We start from the raw sequence: 19,925 nt of genomic DNA on the forward strand, positions 1-19,925 counted from the left end.
CGACAGGGCTGCCCGCCCTCCGGGGAGGAGGGCGGGCAGCCCGGCTTCAGCGCACCTTCACCTGCGAGGCCGCCGTGCCGCCGCCGGGCGCCTCCCAGCCCGCCACCACCGCCGGGTGGGCGGCCAGGGCGCGGGTCAGAGGCACGGTGACGGTCGTGACGCCCTTGCGGGACACCGTGACGACGCGGCTGCCCGCCGTCCCCTGGTCGTCGCGGACGAACAGGTGGGCCTTACCGGGCGCCTCCGCCCGCAGCGTCACCTTCACCTCCTTCTGGCCGGTGGCGGCGGAGACGGCCTGGCCGCTCTCCGACTCCTTGGCCGCCGGGCCGCCCGCGAGCGGGACGTGCACCCGGACCGCCTGCTCCAGCGACTGCGGCGAGTCCAGGCTGGACAGGGCCGTGTCGGGGATCACCGGGTCGGGCACCGGCCGGTCCGCGGGCGGCCGGTAGCCGGTCAGCGTGGCCACGCCCCACCGGTACGGGTCGCCCTGTACACCGCCCCACGTCGACCAGCCGATCCGGGTCTGGCCGGTCTTGTCCTGGGTGTCGGAGTCGTACACGAGGATGTTCAGCCCGAGGTGGGCGGGATCGACGGAGCCGGGGAGAAGCTCCAAGGGGATCGACATCTCCACGCTGTATCCGCCCGAGGCGACCTTGGAGGCCACCCGCATGCCGGGAGCGGTCTGCTCGCCCGGGCCCTGGCGGTTGTCGGCGTCGCGCAGGAAGCACGGCGGTCCCTCGGCCGTCACGGGCAGCACCGCGGTCTTGAAGGTGGTCGAGGTGTTCTCGGACGTGCCACGCGGGTCGAGCGTGACCTCGACCGAGTCGGTACGCCAGTGCCGCTTGCAGTCGGCGGCGGCCAGCCGGGTGCCGAGCACGTCGTCCTGCACCTGGACCAGCAGGTAGAGGGTGTCGTCGTGCCACGCGAGCTTGGCGGTGCCGGAGCAGTCGGCCGCGGACGAGCAGGCCGTGCCCTCCCACAGCCGCGAGATGTCGAGGGCGGGCCCGGGATACTCGCCGTCGCCCGCCACGCCGTCCACGGTGGGCGACGCCTGCGGCACGGAGGCCGCCGGGACCAGTTCGAGCGCCGGCTTGCTCGCGACCGCGCCGTCCACGCTGATGGTGTACGCGTAGTCGCCGCCCTGGTTGGACGTCTTCAACGAGGGGTCGGAGTTCGTGACGGTGAACGGCACCGTCGTCGAGGCCCCGGCGGCCAGGTCGCTGTAGGGCGCCTCCACGCGGTCCGCGGTGAACCCGGCGGGCAGGTCCACGCGCACGGTCCCCGACTTGGCGGCGTCGCTGACGTTGGTCACCACGACGCCGACCTGCCGGGAGCCGCCGGAGGGCAGGGTGAGCACGGGGGTGACGATGCCGCGCAGCTGCGGCACGCCGACCTCGGAGGTCCACTTCTCGTACTGGGCGACCTGGGGGAGGAGCTGCTGCCCGGCCCGTACGGGCGGGCTGATCTCGACCTGCCGGTCGGTGTAGCCGCGGCCCCGCTCGGTGGTCAGCGCGGCCGACACGCGCGCCCGCCCGGTGCCCGCGGCGGGGGTTACGGTGAACGTCGCCGTCCCGGTACGCCCGGCGGAGAGCCTGCCCAGCTCGCCCGAGCCGCTGACCTGCCAGCCCGCGGGCACGCCCAGCGTCACCGACGAGCGGCCCAGCGGCTCGCGGGCCGGCGCGGTCGCGCTGACCTTGACGGTGAACGGCGTGCCGGGCCGCACGTCGAACGTGCCGGCGCGCAGCTCGAACAGGGTGCCCAGCGGGACCGCCCCGCTCGCCCTGGTCAGCGCGCCGTCGAGGATCGCCGTGGGCGCGGCCGCCGCCGCGCTGCCCGGCTCGGGGAACGGCACCCGCGAGTCCACCTGCGTGAAGAAGTCGCAGCCGAGCTGGTTCGGGTCCGACGGCACGTCGGGGAAGACGGCCCAGCCCTGGGAGGCGTACGCGCGCTGGGCGTCGCGCTCGATCGCGGCCCACGTCTTGCCCTGGGCCCGGGAGGGGCGTCCGCTCCACACGCCGTACACGTTCTGCGCGGGGTTGTTCGGGCGGAAGGTCGAGGCGCAGGACGGGCCGGTCTGCGAGGTGCCGCGCCCGCCGCCGAGCAGCAGCCGGGCCGGCGCGAACGGGCGCAGCCCCTCACGGGTGATCTGCTCGGGGAACGCCTTGGGGTCGGCCGCCGCGTAGAACGCCTGCACGGCCAGCCGCGCCGCCTGCTGGTGGTTGCCGTGGTTGCCGGGGGAGGGCGCCGGGTCCATGGTCAGGATGACCTCGGGCCTGGTCTGGCGGACCACCCGCACGACCTTCTCCAGGGTGTCCGCGCCCCAGATCTGGTCGGTCAGCGGGGCGCTCACCGTGTAGTAGAAGTCGACGTCGTCGAGGTTGAAGACCTCGCGCACGCCCGCCTTGCCGACCGCCGCCCGCTCCTCGGACTCGCGCAGCAGCCCGAGCGCCGGGCCCTCCTCGGGTCCGACGGCGTTGCCGCCGCCCTCGCCGCGGCTGACGGTGACGACGCCGGTGCGTACGCGGTGGTCCTCGTTCCACTGGCCGAGCGTGGACAGGCTGAACGCCTCGTCGTCGGGGTGGGCCCCGACGAACAGCGCGTCGAGGTCCACGGGAGCGCCGGCGGTGGAGGCAGCGGTGGATGCTGCGGAGGCTTCGGAGGGAACGGCGGGTGAGAGGGCGAGCGCGACCGTGGCGGCCAGCACCAATGACAGGCGTTTACGCATGGAACCTCCGGAACAGTTACTCGCGGACCGCCCCTTGGAGCAGGCCGCGGACGAAGTGACGCTGGAGGAACAAGTAGAAGATCACGACCGGGGTCGCGACGATGACAGAGCCGGCGGCCAGCAGGGTGAAGCCGGAGGTGTACTGGCCCTGGAAGAAGGCCAGCCCCAGCGGCGCGGTCCGTAGCGACTCGCTGGTGACCATGATCAGCGGGATGAGGAACTCGTTCCACGTCCACATGAAGACCAGCACGGTCAGCGTGACGACGGCGGGCCGGGCCGGCGGCACCAGCACCTGCCACAGGATGCGCCACGTCGAGGCGCCGTCGATGCGGGCGGCCTCGACGATGGCCCGGTTGGAGGCCCGGAAGTAGGCCCGCATCCAGAACGTGCCGAACGCCACCGACAGCGCCACCTGCGGCAGCGCCACCGACCAGAACGTGTCGATCAGGCCGAGCGAGCGCAGGTCGAAGTAGAGCGGCACCGCGATGGCCTCGCTCGGCATCATGATCCCGAGCATGAACAGGTAGAACAGCACCGACTGGCCGCGGAAGCGCATGGTGCCGAACGCGTAGCCGCTCAGGATCGACAGCACCACGCTCACGACCACGACGAACGACGACACCGCCAGGCTGGTGCGCAGGTACGTGCCGAACCGCCCGATCTCCCACGCCGCCGCGAAGTTGCCCAGCCCGGAGGTCCCCCCGCTGTCGGCGGGGCCGAGCGCGGCGGCCAGGATCGTCACGATGGGGAAGAGCGCGAAGGCGGCGAACGCCGACAGGATCACGTAGTTGCCCACCCGCTCGCCCCGCGAGATCACGACACCCTCCTGTCGGCGAACCGGTTGATCCCGAACGAGATCACGAAGATGACCACGGTGAGCGTGACGCCGATGGCCGCGGCCGAGCCGATCTGGCTGAGCCCGAAGGCCCGGTGGTAGACCTCGTACGACGGCACCGACGTCGAGTCGCCCGGCCCGCCGCGCGTCGTGACGTACACCAGGTCGAACGTGCGCAGCGCGGCGATCACGGTCAGCGTCAGCGCGACGGCGATCTCCCCGCGCACCGACGGCAGCGTGACCGCGAAGAACTCCCTGACCGCGCCCGCCCCGTCCAGCCGCGCCGCCTCGTACAGCTCGCCGGGGATGCGGCTCATCCCGGCCAGCAGCAGCACGGTCACCAGCCCGGTCTCGAACCACGTGCCCACCACCCCGACCGCGGGCAGCGCGAACGTGTAGTCGCCCAGCCAGCCCCGCGTCAGCGAGTCGAGCCCGAGCGCGCCGAGCAGGGTGTTGAGCGTGCCGTCGGGCGCGTAGACCCGCCGCCAGGCCACGGCCACCACGACCATGGCCACCACCTGCGGCAGGAACACGACCGTGCGGAAGAAGCCGAGGCCGCGCACCTTGGCGTGGTTGAGGATCGCGGCCAGCCCCAGCCCGATGGCCAGCGGCGCGGCCGCGTAGAACACGACCAGCACCAGCGCGTGGCCGAAGGCCGCCCGCAGCCCCTCGTCGGAGACGATCGCGAGGTAGTTGTCCAGGCCGACCCAGCGGCCGAGCGACAGCCCGTCCCAGTCGTACAGCGACAGTTGCACCGCGCGCCCGATCGGATAGAGCAGGAACACCGCGTAGACGGCGAAGGCCGGCAGCAGGTAGAGGTAGGCGACGCGGCGAGGCTCTCCCGGGGGCCGGCCCCCGGTCATCGGTCGGCTCACCCGTTGCTCTCGACGAAGGTCTTGTAGTCCTTCTCCAACGTGGCCAGGAACTCCTGCGGGGTCTGCTTCTTGGCCAGCAGGTCCTGCAGCGCCGCGCCCAGCGTGTCGGCGAACGTCGGGGTGGCGTAGTCGAGGTACGGCACCAGCCCGTCCTTCGCCGTGACCGTGCCGAACGCGGTGAAGACGTCCTGCTGCGGCCCCGCCGGGACGCTCTGCTGCGCGGTGTCGGCGACCGGCAGGTTGCCGGTGGTGGTGAGCACCTTCATCGCGTCGGCGTTGGTGATGAAGTCGATGTACGCCGCCGCGGCGTCGGGGTTGGGGCTCTTGGCCGTGATCGCGAACGGCAGCCCGGTCCCGCCGGTCGCGACGGGCGGCGCGCCGGCCGCGGTGCCCGGCGGCAGCATGAAGCCCAGGTCCTTGCCCAGCGCCTTCTGCACGTCGGCCAGCAGCCAGGTGCCCCCGATCAGGAAGACGCCCTCACCCTTGCCGAACGCCTGCCACGCCGGGTCGTAGCCCTGGCCGTTGAAGCCCTTGTTGAAGTAGCCCTTGTCCACCCAGCCGACGAGCTCCTCGGCGGCCTTGGTGTTCTCCGGCGTGTTCCACGAGGCGCCCTTGCGGCCGAAGGCCAGCGTGCTGATCTGGTCGGCGGGCACGCCGCGGCTCTGCACCGTGCCGAACACGTGGATGGCCGGCCACTTGTCGAGGTTGCCCAGCTGCATCGGCACCTCGCCGGCGGCCTTGGCCTTGGCCAGCGCGGCGTCGAAGTCGGCCCACGTCGCGGGCGGCTGCAGGCCGAGCTTGGTCAGCTTGGCCTTGTTGAAGAAGATGCCGACGACCTCGCCGACCTGCGGCAGGCCGTACAGGTTGCCCTCGCCGAAGGTCTTGCCGTCGGCGCTGTAGCTGGAATAGCGCAGCACCGACTGCGGGTAGCGCTTCTTCCACCCGTACGCCTCGGCGTAGGCGTCCAGCGGGCGCAGCTGCCCGGCCTTGACGAACGCGCCCATCGACGAGCGGCCGTTGTTGGCCTCCACGATGTCGGGCGGCTCGTTGCCGCTCAGGGCCAGGCGCAGGGTCGTGTTGAGGTCGTCGAAGGAGCGGCTCACCCGGTTGATCTTGATGTTCGGGTACTTCGCCTGGAAGGCGTCGTTGAGCTGCTTCATCTGGGCGGCCTGCCCGCCGCGTACCTCCTGGTCCCAGATCGTCAGGGTGACGTTGCCGAGCGTGGCGGCGTCGGTGCGTACCGCGGAGGCGGAGGGCTGCGCGGAGGTGGCCGCGGGCGGGGCGGAGGATCCGGGGGCGCACGCCGTGATGGCAAGGGCGCTGGCGGCGAGCACGGCGAGCGCTCGGAGCGGGGGGTTCATGGTGTTACTCCTTTTGCGCGGGCACGCGAGGCGTGTCGGGGCCCTCGTCCTCGGGTGGGTTCGGCCGCGTGGTGGGAACCTTGGGGCCGACGTCGGCGTACCGGGCGATGGTCGCGGCCGCGCGGCGCACGGCGCCCACCGGCACGGCGGGCACCAGCTTGTCGAGGAAGGCGTAGCGGCGGGCCAGCGAGTTGCCGTAGGCGCCGCTGTGGTCGGCCGAGTCGCGGACCTCGTGCCACCAGTCGGCGATGTCTCCCCAGCCGGGCGCCGCGAGCGAGCCGCCGAACTGCTGCACCGCCAGCGCCGCGCACAGCTGCGCGAACGCCAGGCGGTCGGCCAGCGGCCAGCGCGACAGCGTGCCGAGCACGAACCCCGCGCCGAAGACGTCGCCCGCGCCGGTCGGGTCGAGCGCCGTCACCCGCGGCGCGGGCACGAACGCCTCCTCGCCGTTGGTGGAGTCGATGGCCATGGCGCCGTTGGCCCCGTCGGTCACCACGGCCACGGGGACCTTGTCGGCGATCGCGTAGAGCGCGTCGCGCGGGGTGTCGGCGCCGGTGTAGGCCATCGCCTCGACCGCGTTGGGCATGAACGCGTGGCAGAGCGCGAGCTGGTCCAGCAAGGACGCCGACCAGGAGCCCGACGGGTCCCAGCCCACGTCGGCGAAGATGAGCGCGCCGTCGCGGCGCGCCAGCTCGGCCCAGTTGCACGGGCTGTCCGGCGAGTCGAGCGGATCGTCGGTGGACAGCGACACGATCACCGCCTTGGACCGCGGCGGGTTGCCGATCATCTCCGAGGCCGGCATGGGCGAGGGGTGGCCGTGCGTCACCATGCTGCGGTCGCGGTCGACCGCCATGGAGACCGTCACCGGCGAGTGCCAGTGCTCGAACCGCCGCGACCTGGACAGGTCCACCGACTCCTGCTCCTCGAGCGTGCGCCAGCAGAAGTCGCCGTAGTCGTCGTCGCCGAACGCGGCGGCCAGCGAGGTGCGCAGGCCCAGCCGGCTGGTCGCGATGGCGAGGTTGGCGATGCCGCCGGGGCACGATCCCATGCCCTCGGCCCAGATCTCGGTTCCGGCCGCGGGCATCGCGGGCAGACCGGTGAAGATGATGTCCAGAAAGACCGTGCCCGCCAGGAAGACATCGAACTGCGGCCCGTCCGGGGTGCGCTCGGCGGCGAGAGGGTCGTACACCTGATTAGACACGGGAATGAGTCCTCCCCGACACGTATACAGCTCTGCGCAATCTTGCACGTTTGCTCACGCACTTCAAGTCTTCTTCTGGGAGTTTTTGGCTGAAGCTGCCTACTCCTGCGCGATTTTGACTGATACACTCGCGCCGTGCTTCAGCGCCTCAGGCATGCCGAGATCATGCGCCGGGTCCGACTCTCAGGCGCCACCAGTGTCAGCGATCTCGCCAGCCAGCTCGGCGTGAGCCCGTCCACCATCCGCAGGGACCTCGAGGTGCTCGACCGCGACGGCACGCTGCGGCGTGTCCGCGGCGGGGCCCTGCTCCTCGACGGCGGGCTCCTCGACAGCGGGGTCAGCGTCGACGCCGACGCCGACCGGCCGTTCGCCGAGGTCGCTGCGGTGGACGAGCAGGACAAGGAGGCGGTCGCGGTCCGCGCCGCCGAGCTGGTCCGCGACGGCGACGTGGTCCTGCTCGACATCGGCACGACGACGATGCGGCTGGCCCGGCGGCTGCGCGGGCGCCGCGTCACCGTGGTCACCTCCAGCCTCGCCGTGCTCGACGTGCTGCGCTCCGACCCGGAGGTCGAGCTGCTGCTGCTCGGCGGCGCGCTGCGGCGGCCGTACCACTCGCTGGTCGGGGTGCTGACCGAGGCGGCCCTGAGCCAGGTGGTCGCCGACCGCGTCTTCCTGGGCGCCAGCGGCCTGCGGCCGGACGGGCAGCTCGTGGACACCACGCTCGCCGAGGTGCCGCTGAAGCGCGCCATGATCGCGGCGGCGGGCCAGGTGGTGCTGCTCGTCGACCGGCACAAGTTCCCGGGCACCGGTGCGCTGCGGGTGTGCGGGCCCGACGACATCGACGTGATCGTCACCAACCAGGGCGCCGACGAGGCGACGCTGCGCAACTGCGCCGCCGCCGGCGCCGAGATCCTGCTCACGTGAAAGGGTATCGATGAGACTGGCCGTTCTCGGGGGCGGCGGCTTCCGGGTCCCGCTCGTGTACGGCGCGCTGCTGCGCGAGACCGCGAAGCCGCGTGTGGAGCAAGTGGTCCTGTACGACGTGTCGCAGGACCGGCTGGAGGCCATCCGGCACGTGCTCGGCCAGCTCGCCGCCGGGCACGACGACCCGCCGGAGGTCCTGACCACCACCGATCTGGACACCGCGCTGCGCGACAGCTCGTTCGTCTTCTCCGCCATCCGGGTCGGCGGCCTGGCCGGGCGCACCGCCGACGAGCGGGTCGCGCTCGACCTGGGCCTGCTCGGCCAGGAGACGACCGGTCCCGGCGGCATCTCCTACGGCCTGCGCACCATCCCGGTCGCGCTCCACGTCGCCGAGCGGGTGGCCGCGCTCGCGCCCCAGGCGTGGGTCATCAACTTCACCAACCCCGCCGGCATGATCACCGAGGCCATGCGGCACGTGCTCGGCGACCGCGTGATCGGCATCTGCGACTCCCCGATCGGCCTGATCCGCCGGGCCGCCGTCGCGCTCGGGCTCGACCCGGCGCGCGTGTCGCCCGACTACGTGGGCCTCAACCACCTCGGCTGGCTGCGTGGCCTCACCTATCAGGGGCGCGACGTGCTGCCCGACCTGCTGGCCGACGACGCGGCGCTGCGGCAGGTCGAGGAGGCGCGCATCTTCGGCGGCGACTGGGTGCGCACGCTGGGCGCGCTGCCCAACGAGTACCTGTACTACTACTACTTCACCCGGGAGTCCGTGGCCGCGATCTCCGGGCAGACCCGCGGGGAGTCGCTGGTCCGGCAGCAGGACGACTTCTACGCCGCCGTGCGGGCGCGTCCCGAGGAGGCGCTGGCGGAGTGGGTCAGGGCGCGCAGGCTGCGCGACGAGTCGTACATGGCCGAGGCCCGCGAACCCACCGCCGCGGGCGCGCGCGACGCCGCCGATCTGGAGGCCGGCGGGTACGAGGGCATCGCCCTGGCCCTCATGGCCGCCATCGCCCGCGGCGAGCCCACCTCCATGATCCTCAACGTGCGCAACGGCGCCGCGGTGCCCGGCCTGCCTGCGGACGCGGTCGTCGAGATCCCGTGCGCGGTGGACGGGGCCGGCGTCCGGCCGCTGGCCACCCGCCCCTTGCCGGGCCGCTTCCTCGGTCTCGTGCAGCAGGTGAAGGCCGTGGAGCAGGCCGCCATCGAGGCCGCCAGGTCCGGCTCGGCCCGGCTGGCGGTCGAGGCGTTCGCGCTGCACCCGCTGGTCGACTCGGTCGCGACGGCCCGCAAGCTGCTCGACGGCTACCGGGCGCGCATCCCCGAGCTGGCCGCCGCCATCCCGGGCTCCTCCGACGCGGGCGGGCGCACGACGATCTAGCGTGCTCTCCTCGGGGGCGCTTCCACGCCGCGCCCCCGCCTTGAGGTCGCTTTCACGCCATGCCGGCCGCCTCGAAGAGCCGAAGCTCGCGCCCGGGGCGGCACACCAGCTGCAGCCCCACCGGCAGCCCGTCCACCGTGCCCGCGGGCACGGTCAGCGCGGGCAGGCCCAGCACGTTCCACAGGCTCGTCATGGACAGCAGCGCCGGCCGCACGGCGACGGTCCGGCCGTCCACCTCCATCTCGCGCTCCAGGAGCAGCGGGGCGGTGATCGGCACGGTGGGCAGCGCCAGCACGTCGTGCCGTTCGAACAGCGTCGCCGCGGCCTCGGCGAGCCGGGAGCGCGCGGCCACGGCCGCGACGTACTGCCAGCCGGGTATCTCGGCGGCCGTGCGGAGGCGTTCGAGCAGCTCGGGGTCGAAGAGCTCGGGCGCCTGCGCGATCCGGGCCGCGTGCACGGCCACCGCCTCGCAGCTCTGGATCACCGTGTACGTCTCGCGGAATTCCTCGCCCAGCCCCGCCCGCAGCCGCACCTCCTCCAGCCCCGAGCGGGCCAGGCGGGACTCCGCGGTCGCGCGTACCGCGTCCACCACGCGCGGATCCCCGTCGAACAGCTCGGACGGATCGAGCCAGGCCACCCGCGCGGGACCGGGGTCCTCGCGCAACTGGGCGGAGGCCAGGCAGCGGTAGGCGAGCAGGCAGTCCTGCTCGTCACCGGCCAGGACGCCGACGTGGTCGAAGCTGCGTGCCAGGGGGAACACGCCTTCGGCCGAGATCGCCCCATAGCTCGGCTTGAACCCGGCGATCCCGCACAGAGCCGCCGGGATGCGGACGGATCCGCCCGTGTCGGTGCCGAGCGCGAGCGGCACCAGGCCCGCCGCCACGGCCGCCGCGCTGCCGCCGCTGGAGCCGCCCGACATGCGCTCCGGGTCCCACGGGTTGCGCGAGGGGCCGTTGGCCGAGCGGTCGCCCGTGGGGCCGTACGCGAACTCGTGGGTGGTCGTCTTGCCCACGACGACGGCGCCCGCGCGGCGCAGCCGGGTCACGGACTCGGCGTCGGAGTCCGCGACGTACCCCGCGAAATGCCGCGAACCCATGGTCGCGGGCAGCCCCGCGACCATGAAGAGGTCCTTCACGCCCACCGGCACGCCGTGCAGCGGACCCCGGTAGGTGCCCGTGTCCAGCTCGGCGTCCGCCCGCCGCGCCGCCGCCAGCGCCCCGTCGGCGTCCACGGTGACGAACGCGCCGAGCGCGGGGTCGTGCTCGGCGATGGCCTCGAGCGCCTGCTCGACGAGCTCGACGGCGGTGGTCCGGCCTTCGCGCAGGTCCTGGGCGAGGCTCGTGATGGTACGGCCGGTGAAGGGGCCGGAGGAGAGCGGCATGGGGTCCTTTCGAGCGGTCGTCGGCTGACGGATCCCACTGAACACCACGCACATCGGACCTTCCACCGCAGGGCTCCCCCCTCACGGGGCTAAGATCGTCGGATGTCCCAGCCGTCAGCCGCCCGCCGGGCATGGAAATGGGCGCGGCTGGTCCTCGCCGTCGTGGTGAGCGCGTGCGCGCTGGCCGGCGTCGTACGGCTGACCGTGCCCGCCACCGCGGGCACGTCGGGGGAGCCGCCCGGGGTGCGGCGGCAGCTGGCGTTCCTGCGCGCGGCCCTGGACGCGGGCGCAGGTGACGAGGCGCAGGCGCTCTTCCCCGAGGGGTACTTCTTCCTGCACGCCCTGTACGGGCTGAGCTGGGTCGAGCTCGGGATGCGCGCGCCGGCCGGCGAACGGTCGCGGGCGCTGCGCGAGGCGCGCTGGGCGCTGAGCCGGCTGGACTCGCCCGCCGGGCGGGCCCCGTTCAGCCCCGGCCTCACCCCGTCCTACGGCGTCTTCTACCGGGGATGGTCCAACTGGCTGCGTGGCGGGGCGCTGAGCCTGGAGCCGGCCGGGCAGCGTGATCCGGCCGAGGTGCGCCGGTTCGCGGAGGACTCCGCCGCGCTCGGGGCCGCGTTCGACGCGTCGGCCTCGCCGTACCTGGCGGCGTACCCGGGGCAGGCCTGGCCGGTGGACTCTACCGTGGCGGTGGCGTCGCTGCGGCTGCACGACGCGATCCTCCCGCCCCGGTTCGGCGGGACCGTCGAACGCTGGCTGCGGGAGATCAGGCGGCGGCTCGACCCGCGTACCGGGCTGCTCCCGCACCGCGCCGACCCCGGCGACGGCGCGCCGGCCGAGGTGGCGCGGGGCAGCTCGCAGAGCATGATCCAGCGGTTCCTGGTGGACGTGGATCCGGCCTTCGCCGCCGAGCAGTACGCGCGCTTCCGCGAGCTGTACGTCGCCACCCCGCTCGGGCTCGGGCCCGCCGTGCGCGAGTACCCGGAGGGCGTGGACGGACCGGCCGACGTGGACTCCGGGCCGCTGCCGCTCGGGGTGAGCCTGTCGGCGACCGTGGTCACCCTCGGTGCGGCGCAGGCGCACTCCGACGCCCCGCTGGCCTCGGCGCTGGCCGGCTACGGGGAGCTGGCGGGGCTGCCCGTGGACACCCCCTGGACCAAGCGGTACGCCTTCGGGCTGCTGCCCATCGGTGACGCGTTCCTGGCCTGGGCGAAGACGGCCCGGCCGTGGGTGGCCCGGCCGCCGTCGGCGCCGCCGGCGACCGTCTCGTGGTGGTGGCGGACGCCGCTGCTGATCCTCCTCACCGCCCTCGCCGCGGCCCCCTGGCTCCCGGCCCTTCGCCGCCGTCTCCGTCCCTCCGACCGTGGCTGAGGCCCCCCTTTGGGGGCGCCCGAGGACCTGTAGCCCGTGATGGGAGCGCGGCCCGGACGGTGGTTCACCGTCCGGGCCGCGGGTGGGCGCCCCGCGCTTCGCCGGTGGGCGAGGCGCGCGATGGGCGCGACGGCCGGGCACGGCGAGGGGGTGGGCCGTGCGGGGGCCGGGCTGAAGGGGAGGGGCGGCGGGTCAGCGGGTGGTGCCGAGGCGGGTGGAGAGCCGGGTGGCGAGGCGGTCGAGGGAGAGGTTGATCAGGATGAAGATGGCCGCGATGAGGATCGCCGCCGGGATGGTGTTCTTGAAGTTGGCGGCGATCCCGTTCAACCCCCGGTTCACCAGCTCGTCGAAGCCCACGATGAGCCCCAGCGCCGAGTCCTTCAGCAGCACCACGAACTGGCTGACGATGGCGGGCATCATGGTCCGGAACGCCTGCGGCAGCAGGACGAGGCGCATCACCTGCCCCTTGCGCATGCCTATGGCGTAGGCCGCCTCGGACTGGCCGCGCGGCAGGCTCTGCACCCCGGCCCGGATGATCTCCGCGATCACCGAGCCGTTGTAGAGCGTGAGCCCGAAGACGACGGCGGCGAAGGCCGAGATGTTCACGCCGATCAGCATGTACGAGCCGAAGAAGGCGAAGAAGATCAGCAGCAGCAGCGGCACGGACCTGAAGAACTCCACCACCGCGGCCGCGGGCACCCGGATCCACCGGTGGTCCGACATCCGGGCGGTGGCGAAGACGAGGCCGAACAGGCCCGCCAGCACCACCCCCACCACGGCCGCGCCGATGGTCCCGGCCAGCCCCGGCAGGATGAACGTGGCCCAGACGTCCCCGCGCAGCAGCGGCGTCCACTTGTCGGCCGCCCACTGGTCCTTGGCGTCGAAGCGCACGTAGACCACGTACGCCAGCCCCAGCAGCACGAGCGCGACGACCGCCGCCAGCACCCGGTTGCGCCGGATCCCGCGCGGCCCGGGCCGCTCGTAAAGGTTCGCGTAGCTCATCGGGCCACCGCCATCCGCCGCGACAGCCAGCCGAACAGTAGCCCCATCGGCAGGCACAGCAGCACGAACCCGGCGGCGAAGCCGAGGAAGATCTCGAGGACCTGGTCTCCGTACGTCTCGATCATCTCCCGCATCCGCACGGACGCCTCACCCACGCCGACCACGAGCGCGATCGTGGTGTTCTTGGTCAGCGCGATCATGATGCTGCCCAGCGGCGCCACCACGGCGCGGAACGCCTGCGGCAGCGTGATCAGCCCGAGCGTCTTCGTGAAGCCCAGCCCGAGCGACCGGGCCGCCTCCGCCTGGCCGACCGGCACCGTGTTGAGCCCCGACCGCAGGGCCTCGCAGACGAACGCCGAGGTGTAGGCGGTCAGCCCGATGACGGCGAGCCAGAAGTTGTTGGTCGCGATGTCGTCCGACAGCTCCACGCCGAGCTGCGCTCCGACGCCGAGGCCGGTGAACATCAGAACCAGCGTGAGCGGCGTGTTGCGCATCATGGTCACGTAAAAGTTGGCCGCGCCGCGCAGGGAGGTCAGCGGGGCCACCCGCATGGCGGTCAGCAGCGTCCCCAGCACGAGAGAGCCGAGCGCGCTGACCGCCGTCAGCCGTATCGTCATCCAGAACGCGGCGAGGATCGTGTCGCGTTCGAACAGCAGCGCTTCCATGGATCAGTAGCGCTCCAGCTGCGGGGCCTGCGGGAGGGTGAAGCCGGAGGCGCCGACGCTGGCCTGCAGCGCCTTCGTCCAGCTGCCGTCGGAGAACATCTTCTCCAGCGCGTCGTTGATCGCCTTGCGCCCGGCCGTGTCGTCCTTCTTCAGCCCGATGCCGTACTTCTCGGTGCTGAACGGCTGGCCGACCACCTTGAGCTTGCCGCCGTACTGGGCGGCGTAGCCGGCGAGGATGACGTTGTCGGTGGTGAGCGCGTCGAGCTGGCCGCCGAGGACGCGGTCCACGCACGCCGAGTACGTCCGCTCCTCCTGCAGCTGCACCTCCTTGGAGTACTCCGCCTTGACCTTCTGCGCCGGGGTGGAGCCGGCGACCGAGCAGAGCTTCTTGCCGTTCAGCGTCTCGGGCCCGGTCAGCGCCGTGTCGTCGGCCCTGACGAGCAGGGCCTGCCCGGCCACGAAGTACGGCCCGGCGAAGGACACCTTCTGCTTCCTGGCGTCGGTGATCGAGTACGTCGCCACCACCATGTCCACCTGGCCCTGCTCGATGAACGCCTCGCGGTTGGCCGACACGGTCTCCTTGAACGTGACGTCCTTGGCCTCCACACCGAGCTGCTTGGCCACGTACTTGGCGACCTCGATGTCGAACCCGGCGAAGCTGCCGTCGGGCGTGCGCAACCCCAGCCCCGGCTGGTCGGCCTTCACGCCGACGACCAGCTTCTTGTCGTTCTTGGCCTTGTCGACGATCGAGGCGTTGCTGGCCTCGGCGCTGCCACAGGCGGTGGCGGTGGCGGCGAGCGCGACCACCGCGAAGGTCGCGTAAAGGGACCTGCCGAACATATGACGGCTCCTTAGTGAGTGAGGATCTTGGCGAGGAAGGACTGGGCGCGCTCGCTGTTCGGGGCTCCGAAGAACGCGTCGGGGGTGTTCTGCTCGACGATCTCGCCCTCGGCCATGAAGACGACCCGGTCGGCCGCGCGCCGGGCGAAGCCCATCTCGTGGGTGACGACCACCATGGTCATGCCCTCGCGGGCCAGCGAGGTCATGACGTCGAGCACCTCGTTGACCATCTCCGGGTCGAGGGCCGAGGTGGGCTCGTCGAAGAGGATCGCCTTGGGGTCCATGGCCAGCGCGCGGGCGATGGCCACCCGCTGCTGCTGCCCGCCGGAGAGCTGGGCGGGGAACTTGGCGGCCTGGCCGCCGATGCCGACCCGGTCGAGCAGTTCCTGGGCCCTGCGCACGGCCTCCGCCTTCGGCCGCTTCAGCACGTGGACCTGGCCGAGGACGACGTTGTCCAGGACGGTCTTGTGCGCGAAGAGGTTGAAGGACTGGAACACCATGCCCACCTCGGCGCGGAGTCTGGCCAGCGCTTTGCCCTCAGCGGGCAGCGGCGTACCGTCCAGGGTGATCGTGCCGGAGTCGATCGTCTCCAGGCGGTTGATCGCCCGGCACAGAGTCGACTTCCCGGCGCCGGACGGGCCGATGATCACGACGACCTCGCCCTGCCTGACGTTCAGGTTGACGTCCCTGAGCACATGGTGGTCGCCGTAGCGCTTGTTGACCTGGTCCAGGACGATCAGGTCGGCCTCGGTCATGCGTCACGCTCCTTGTCTCGGTCAGCGATGGCGTAACCGTAGGAGCCGTATGTGTCACCGAAAGGCTTGTGCGCGTTCTGCTCAATGATTGATCGATCTGAGTTCGATCAGGGCCGGTGGTCGCCGGGCCTGGAGGAGTCGGACGTCGCGCCGGAGACCCCGATGGTGTCCTTGTAGGCGCGGTCCCACTGCCCGTCGCGCAGCCAGCCGGCGATCAGCCCGTTGAGGTAGTCGCGGAAGGCGACGTCCTGTTTGGGCACGCCCATCCCGTACGGCTCGCGCCCGAACGGCTTGAGCACCAGCCGGAACTGGTCCGGATGCTGGTCGAGCAGGCCGAGCAGGATCGTGTCGTCGGTGCTGATCGCGTCGACCCGCCCGTTCGTGAGCGCGGGCACGCAGATGCTGTAGGCGTCGACGATCTCCAGGGTGGCAGTAGGCACCAGGGAGCGCAGCCGCTCGACGGACGTCGAGCCCGTGGCGGTGCACACGGTCTTGCCGTCCAGGTCCGACACGTCGTTGATGGTGGTGTCGGACGTCCTGACGAGGAGGTCCTGCCCGGCGTAGTAGTACGGGTCGGTGAAGGCGACGAGCTGCGCGCGGGCCGGGGTGATCGAGTACGTGGCGATGACGAGGTCCACCACGTTCTGCGAGATGAAGTTCTCCCGCTCGCGCGAGACGGTCTCGACGAAGCGGATGTTGCGCTCGCTGCCGGTCAGGTCCTTCGCGATGAGCCTGGCGATCTCGGCGTCGAAGCCGATGATCCGCCCGCTGGCGGGATCCTTGTAGCCGAACATCGGCTGGTCGAACTTGGTGCCCACGACGAGGACGCCCCGCTCCCTGATCCGGGCCATCGTGGAGCCCTCGGGGAAGGGGTTGTCGCTCCCGCATCCGGCGGCGGTGAGGCAGAGCAGGACGGCGATCAGCGCCCTGAGCCCTCTCATCGCACTCGATAACGGTGCTGGGGGCGCCCGGTCGGCCCGTACTTCGGCCGGCCTTCGAGCAGCCCGCGATCGGCCAGATGCTCCAGGTAGCGGCGGGCGGTGGCGCGGCTGACGCCGATCATCCCGGCCAGCTCGTTCGCCGACACGTCCTCAGGGACGGCGGCCAGCGCGTCCAGCACGGCCTGCTCGGTCGCCGCCGAGATGCTCTTCGGCCGGGCGCCCTGGTCGAGGTGGAGCGTGCGGAAGATGCGGTCGATCTCCTGCTGCTCGGCGAACCGGTCGCCCGACTCCAGCTGCTCGGCCGTGGCCGCATAGCGCAGCAGCGTCTGCTCGAGCGTGCCCGCCCTGGTCGGCTTGACCAGGTAGTAGAGCGCGCCGCGCTGCATGGCGGCGCGTACCGTGGCCGACTCCTTGCGCCCGGAGATCACGATGATGTCGATGGGCGGCTGCTCGGGCCGGCGCAGCCGGTGCGCCACCTCCAGCCCCGGCAGGTCGGGCAGGTGCAGGTCCAGCAGCACCAGCCGGGGCGCGAAACGGCCGGCGGCGGCGAGCGCCGCCTGGCCGGTGTGCGCGATCCCGACCACCCTGAACCCGAGTACTCTGTTCACCTGCGCGTGCAGGGCCGCCGTGACGACCGGATCGTCGTCCACGATGAGAACGGTGATGTCCCGTGGCTCAGGCACCGCCACTCCTCGTCCAGGTGCAGTTTTTACAAATCAGAGTGAGCTTAGGCAGGTTTTGTTACAAACGCTCAAGTTTTGCGCGTTCTGCTCACCATGATCCGCCGCTCATGCCCTCTTCCTCTTAATCTGTAGCCGAACCGACAGGGGGGAGGACGGACGCCGGTGAGATGGGTGCTCGCGGTGACTGCCCTGTGGACGCTGCTCGGCCTGCTGCCCCTGGCGCTGCTGACCTCCTCCAGTATCTCCCTGTCGGAGAACGCCGTGCGCGACGAGGTCGACGACCGGGTCAGGATCACCGCCTCGGTGAGCCGGGTCGTGGTCGAGCAGCAGATGGGCTCCCTGGCGCAGCTCGTCACCACGTTCGCGCAGCGGCCCGGCGTGCGCGACACGGTGGAGCACGCGACCCCCGAGGCCATGCGCACGTACCTCGGAGAGCTCAAGGAGCTGCGCGACGGCGTCAGCGGGCTGATCCTGGTCTCGTCGGAGGGCCGCATGCTCGGCGCGGAGCCGAAGACCGTGCTGCCACAGGACCTCACCGCCACCGACTGGTACCGCGCCGTGCGCGACCGGCGGGCGGCCCACATCTCCCAGGCGTACACGCCCACGATGATCGACGTGTCCAGGGCGGTCGCGGTGGCCGCGCCGATCCCGAGCGCCGACGGCAAGCGCATGCTCGGCATCCTCGCCGTCGTCTACAGCCTGGACGCCATCCAGGAGTTCGCCAAGGAGGCCGCCGAGGCGCAGGACATCAGGCTGCTGATCACCGACCGGGCGGGCGTGCTCGTCGCCGACCCCGGCAGGAAGCTCCTCGCGCTCACCTCCCTGCGCGAGGACCCCCGGGTGGACGCCGCGCTCGCCGGGCGCACCTGGAACGGCCTGTTCAGCGGCGTCGACGGCACGGTGCTGTCGGCGTCCGAGCCGATCCCGGGCATCGGCTGGACGGTCACCGCCGAGGTGTCCGCCACCAAGGCGCTGGCCTCGGCCGAGCGGCTCAGGACGAACGTCATGACCGTCGCGGCCCTGCTGGCCCTGCTCATCCTCATCGGCCTGGGCCTGCAGATCCACACCACGCGCGGCCGCCGCCGCGCGCAGGCCACGCTGGCCAGGTACGCGGCCGAGCTGGCCGCCGCCAGGGACGAGGCGGTCAGCGCCTCCAGCGCCAAGTCCGAGTTCCTGGCCAAGATCAGCCACGAGATCCGCACCCCGATCAACGGCGTGCTCGGCATGAACTCCCTGCTCATGAGCACCCGGCTGGACGACGAGCAGCGCCACTACTCGACCACGGCCCAGGAGTCGGCCCAGAACGTGCTGCGCCTGCTCGACGACTTCCTCGACCTGTCCAGGATCGAGGCGGGCCACCTCCAGGTCGACGCGGTGCCGTTCGACCTGCCGCGGTTGTGCGACGAGGTGGTCGCGCCGTTCGCGCCGCACGCGTACGAGCAGGGGCTCTGGCTCACGCTGCGGCTCGACGACGGCGTGCCCCGGCAGGTGACCGGCGATCCGGCGCGGCTGCGCCAGATCCTCACGAACCTGGTGGGCAACGCGCTGAAGTTCACCGTCCAGGGCGGGGTGGACCTGCACGTCACCCTCGAGGAGGGCGAGCCCGGCGACGCGCGGGCGGTGCTCAGGTTCGCGGTCGCCGACACCGGGATCGGGGTGGGGCCCGACGACCGGGAGCGGGTGTTCGGCGTCTTCCGGCAGGTCGACTCGCCGATCACGCGCAGGACCGGCGGCAGCGGCCTGGGGCTGGCCATCGGCCGGCAGCTCACCGAGCTCATGGGCGGGGAGATCGGGCTCGACAGCGTGGAGGGCGTGGGCAGCCGGTTCTGGGTGCGCCTGCCCGTTGACGTGCTCACCTGGTCGGAGCCGTCGGTCGAGGCCCTGCAGGGCAGGCGCGCGCTCGTCGCCGACCCGCGGCCCGAGGACCGCGCGCTGGCCGTGCGGTTCCTGGCGGGCGCCGGGCTCGACGTGGAGGAGACCGCGGACTCCGCTTTGGAGCTGCTGCGCGCCGCCGCGTTGGCCGGGCGGCCGTACGAGCTCGCGGTCGTCGCCCTCGACCTCGGCACCGACGCCGAGTCGACCGCGCACGTGATCCTCACGGACCCGCTGCTCCAGGCGACCAGCGTGGTCGTGGTCGTCACCCCCGGGCGGTCGGGCTTCGCCTGGCCCGGCACCATGGGGGAGCGGGCCGTCCAGTCGATCACCCGGCCGCTGAGCCGCCGCCGCCTGCTGGCCGCCGTGGAGAATGCCCTGGTCACCGCCGAGTGCCCCGGCGAGCCGCGCGAAGGCGTGGAGCTCGCGGGCAGGGACGGCGGCGCGCGGATCCTGGTGGCGGAGGACGATGAGGTCAGCCGCCAGGTCGCGATGCTCGTGCTGCGCCAGGCCGGGCACGAGGTCGAGGTGGTGGACGACGGCGAGCAGGCCGTACGCGCCGTGCTGGCCGGGGGCTACGACCTGGTGTTCATGGACTGCCAGCTGCCCGTGCTCGACGGGCTGGCCGCGACCGAGGAGATCAGGCGGCGCGAGGACGCGCACACCCCGATCATCGCGATGACCGCGGCGGCGATGCCGGACGACCGGATCCGCTGCCTGGCGGCCGGGATGGACGACCACCTGGCCAAGCCGGTGGACTGGCCGCGCGTGCTCGCCAGCATCCCGGAGTGGGCCGCCTACTCCGGGCTCCCGCCCGAGCTGGTGGGGCTGTCGCCGGAGGCGCTCGCCGACGTGGCGGAGGCGTACCTGGCCACCGCGACGCGGACGTACGAGGAGCTGCGGCTGGCGGCGCGGACCGGCGACGTGGCGGAGGTGGCCGCGCTCGCCCACCGGCTCAAGGGCAGCTGCGCGACCGTCGGGGCGGCCCGCGAGGCCGAGCTGTGCCGGCGTGTCGAGGATCGGGCGCGTACGGGCGCCGTCGACAGCGAGCCGCTCGACGAGCTGGGCGAGCTGCTCAAGGTGACGCCGGCATGGATGAACAATCCGTAGCCGCTT

General features: G+C 72.4%; 16 protein-coding genes. 4 read left to right on the top strand and 12 right to left on the bottom strand.

Annotated features, from left to right (window positions below; genetic code table 11):
- Positions 1-46: 46 nt before the first annotated feature.
- From ACIHFD_RS11940 to ACIHFD_RS11960, 5 genes are read right to left on the bottom strand one after another with little or no spacing between them, the layout of a single operon-like run.
- Positions 47-2,725 (bottom strand): sugar-binding protein, encoded by a 2,679-nt coding sequence (locus ACIHFD_RS11940; protein ID WP_397366805.1) that lies wholly within the window; start codon positions 2,723-2,725, stop codon positions 47-49.
- 16 nt (positions 2,726-2,741) lie between these two features.
- Positions 2,742-3,542 carry a carbohydrate ABC transporter permease gene (locus ACIHFD_RS11945; protein ID WP_350727799.1) on the bottom strand — a complete coding sequence of 267 codons (801 nt, stop codon included), beginning with the start codon at positions 3,540-3,542 and terminating at the stop codon, positions 2,742-2,744.
- Positions 3,539-4,423 carry a sugar ABC transporter permease gene (locus ACIHFD_RS11950; RefSeq protein ID WP_364249397.1) on the bottom strand — a complete coding sequence of 295 codons (885 nt, stop codon included), beginning with the start codon at positions 4,421-4,423 and terminating at the stop codon, positions 3,539-3,541. Before ACIHFD_RS11950 ends, ACIHFD_RS11945 begins: the two co-directional genes overlap by 4 nt.
- 8 nt (positions 4,424-4,431) lie before the next feature.
- The gene (locus ACIHFD_RS11955) at positions 4,432-5,796 is read right to left on the bottom strand and encodes an extracellular solute-binding protein (RefSeq protein ID WP_397366806.1); all 1,365 of its coding nucleotides are present in this window, start codon (positions 5,794-5,796) and stop codon (positions 4,432-4,434) included.
- 4 nt (positions 5,797-5,800) lie between these two features.
- Entirely contained in the window at positions 5,801-6,997 is a 1,197-nt protein-coding gene (locus ACIHFD_RS11960) for a carbohydrate kinase family protein (RefSeq protein WP_350727802.1), read from the bottom strand.
- 135 nt (positions 6,998-7,132) lie between these two features.
- Between ACIHFD_RS11960 and ACIHFD_RS11965 the strand changes: the two genes are divergently transcribed.
- On the top strand, positions 7,133-7,921 hold the full coding sequence (locus tag ACIHFD_RS11965) for a DeoR/GlpR family DNA-binding transcription regulator (protein ID WP_350727803.1): 789 nt from the start codon (positions 7,133-7,135) through the stop codon (positions 7,919-7,921).
- A 10-nt stretch (positions 7,922-7,931) separates the two neighbouring features.
- Positions 7,932-9,302, top strand: a complete 1,371-nt coding sequence (locus ACIHFD_RS11970; protein WP_350727804.1) for a 6-phospho-beta-glucosidase — start codon at positions 7,932-7,934, stop codon at positions 9,300-9,302.
- Positions 9,303-9,354: 52 nt separating this feature from the next.
- Here the strand turns inward: ACIHFD_RS11970 and ACIHFD_RS11975 are convergent, their stop codons facing one another.
- Positions 9,355-10,683, bottom strand: a complete 1,329-nt coding sequence (locus tag ACIHFD_RS11975; protein WP_397366807.1) for an amidase — start codon at positions 10,681-10,683, stop codon at positions 9,355-9,357.
- Between the two features lie 102 nt (positions 10,684-10,785).
- Here ACIHFD_RS11975 and ACIHFD_RS11980 point away from each other — a divergent pair, with 102 nt between their 5' ends.
- A complete protein-coding gene (locus ACIHFD_RS11980) occupies positions 10,786-12,051 on the top strand; it encodes a hypothetical protein (protein ID WP_397366808.1) in 1,266 nt (421 codons plus the stop codon).
- Positions 12,052-12,243: 192 nt separating this feature from the next.
- Here the strand turns inward: ACIHFD_RS11980 and ACIHFD_RS11985 are convergent, their stop codons facing one another.
- From ACIHFD_RS11985 to ACIHFD_RS12010, 6 genes are all read right to left on the bottom strand, one after another.
- On the bottom strand, positions 12,244-13,053 hold the full coding sequence (locus ACIHFD_RS11985; RefSeq protein ID WP_350727807.1) for an amino acid ABC transporter permease: 810 nt from the start codon (positions 13,051-13,053) through the stop codon (positions 12,244-12,246).
- Positions 13,050-13,718 carry an amino acid ABC transporter permease gene (locus ACIHFD_RS11990; RefSeq protein WP_350727808.1) on the bottom strand — a complete coding sequence of 223 codons (669 nt, stop codon included), beginning with the start codon at positions 13,716-13,718 and terminating at the stop codon, positions 13,050-13,052. Before ACIHFD_RS11990 ends, ACIHFD_RS11985 begins: the two co-directional genes overlap by 4 nt.
- 3 nt (positions 13,719-13,721) lie before the next feature.
- Positions 13,722-14,558, bottom strand: coding sequence for a glutamate ABC transporter substrate-binding protein (locus ACIHFD_RS11995; RefSeq protein ID WP_350727809.1), 837 nt, complete (start codon positions 14,556-14,558; stop codon positions 13,722-13,724).
- 11 nt (positions 14,559-14,569) lie between these two features.
- Complete coding sequence (locus ACIHFD_RS12000) at positions 14,570-15,313, bottom strand: amino acid ABC transporter ATP-binding protein (RefSeq protein WP_350727810.1); 744 nt, start codon at positions 15,311-15,313, stop codon at positions 14,570-14,572.
- A gap of 107 nt (positions 15,314-15,420) precedes the next feature.
- Complete coding sequence (locus ACIHFD_RS12005; RefSeq protein WP_397366809.1) at positions 15,421-16,254, bottom strand: glutamate ABC transporter substrate-binding protein; 834 nt, start codon at positions 16,252-16,254, stop codon at positions 15,421-15,423.
- On the bottom strand, positions 16,251-16,937 hold the full coding sequence (locus ACIHFD_RS12010) for a response regulator (protein WP_350727812.1): 687 nt from the start codon (positions 16,935-16,937) through the stop codon (positions 16,251-16,253). The genes ACIHFD_RS12005 and ACIHFD_RS12010 overlap by 4 nt, the downstream gene beginning before the upstream one ends.
- A gap of 162 nt (positions 16,938-17,099) precedes the next feature.
- Here ACIHFD_RS12010 and ACIHFD_RS12015 point away from each other — a divergent pair, with 162 nt between their 5' ends.
- Entirely contained in the window at positions 17,100-19,919 is a 2,820-nt protein-coding gene (locus ACIHFD_RS12015) for a response regulator (RefSeq protein ID WP_397366810.1), read from the top strand.
- Positions 19,920-19,925 lie beyond the last annotated feature (6 nt).

The sequence above is a fragment of the Nonomuraea sp. NPDC051941 genome (assembly GCF_044593615.1).

Bases quoted from the DNA above. Each gene is read 5' to 3' on its own strand.
- ACIHFD_RS11955 (WP_397366806.1), bottom strand. From the start codon at position 5,796: ATGAACCCCCCGCTCCGAGCGCTCGCCGTGCTCGCCGCCAGCGCCCTT.
- ACIHFD_RS11985 (WP_350727807.1), bottom strand. From the start codon at position 13,053: ATGAGCTACGCGAACCTTTACGAGCGGCCCGGGCCGCGCGGGATCCGG.
- ACIHFD_RS11940 (WP_397366805.1), bottom strand. From the start codon at position 2,725: ATGCGTAAACGCCTGTCATTGGTGCTGGCCGCCACGGTCGCGCTCGCC.
- ACIHFD_RS11995 (WP_350727809.1), bottom strand. From the start codon at position 14,558: ATGTTCGGCAGGTCCCTTTACGCGACCTTCGCGGTGGTCGCGCTCGCC.
- ACIHFD_RS12000 (WP_350727810.1), bottom strand. From the start codon at position 15,313: ATGACCGAGGCCGACCTGATCGTCCTGGACCAGGTCAACAAGCGCTAC.
- ACIHFD_RS11970 (WP_350727804.1), top strand. From the start codon at position 7,932: ATGAGACTGGCCGTTCTCGGGGGCGGCGGCTTCCGGGTCCCGCTCGTG.
- ACIHFD_RS11975 (WP_397366807.1), bottom strand. From the start codon at position 10,683: ATGCCGCTCTCCTCCGGCCCCTTCACCGGCCGTACCATCACGAGCCTC.
- ACIHFD_RS11990 (WP_350727808.1), bottom strand. From the start codon at position 13,718: ATGGAAGCGCTGCTGTTCGAACGCGACACGATCCTCGCCGCGTTCTGG.
- ACIHFD_RS11980 (WP_397366808.1), top strand. From the start codon at position 10,786: ATGTCCCAGCCGTCAGCCGCCCGCCGGGCATGGAAATGGGCGCGGCTG.
- ACIHFD_RS12005 (WP_397366809.1), bottom strand. From the start codon at position 16,254: ATGAGAGGGCTCAGGGCGCTGATCGCCGTCCTGCTCTGCCTCACCGCC.
- ACIHFD_RS11950 (WP_364249397.1), bottom strand. From the start codon at position 4,423: ATGACCGGGGGCCGGCCCCCGGGAGAGCCTCGCCGCGTCGCCTACCTC.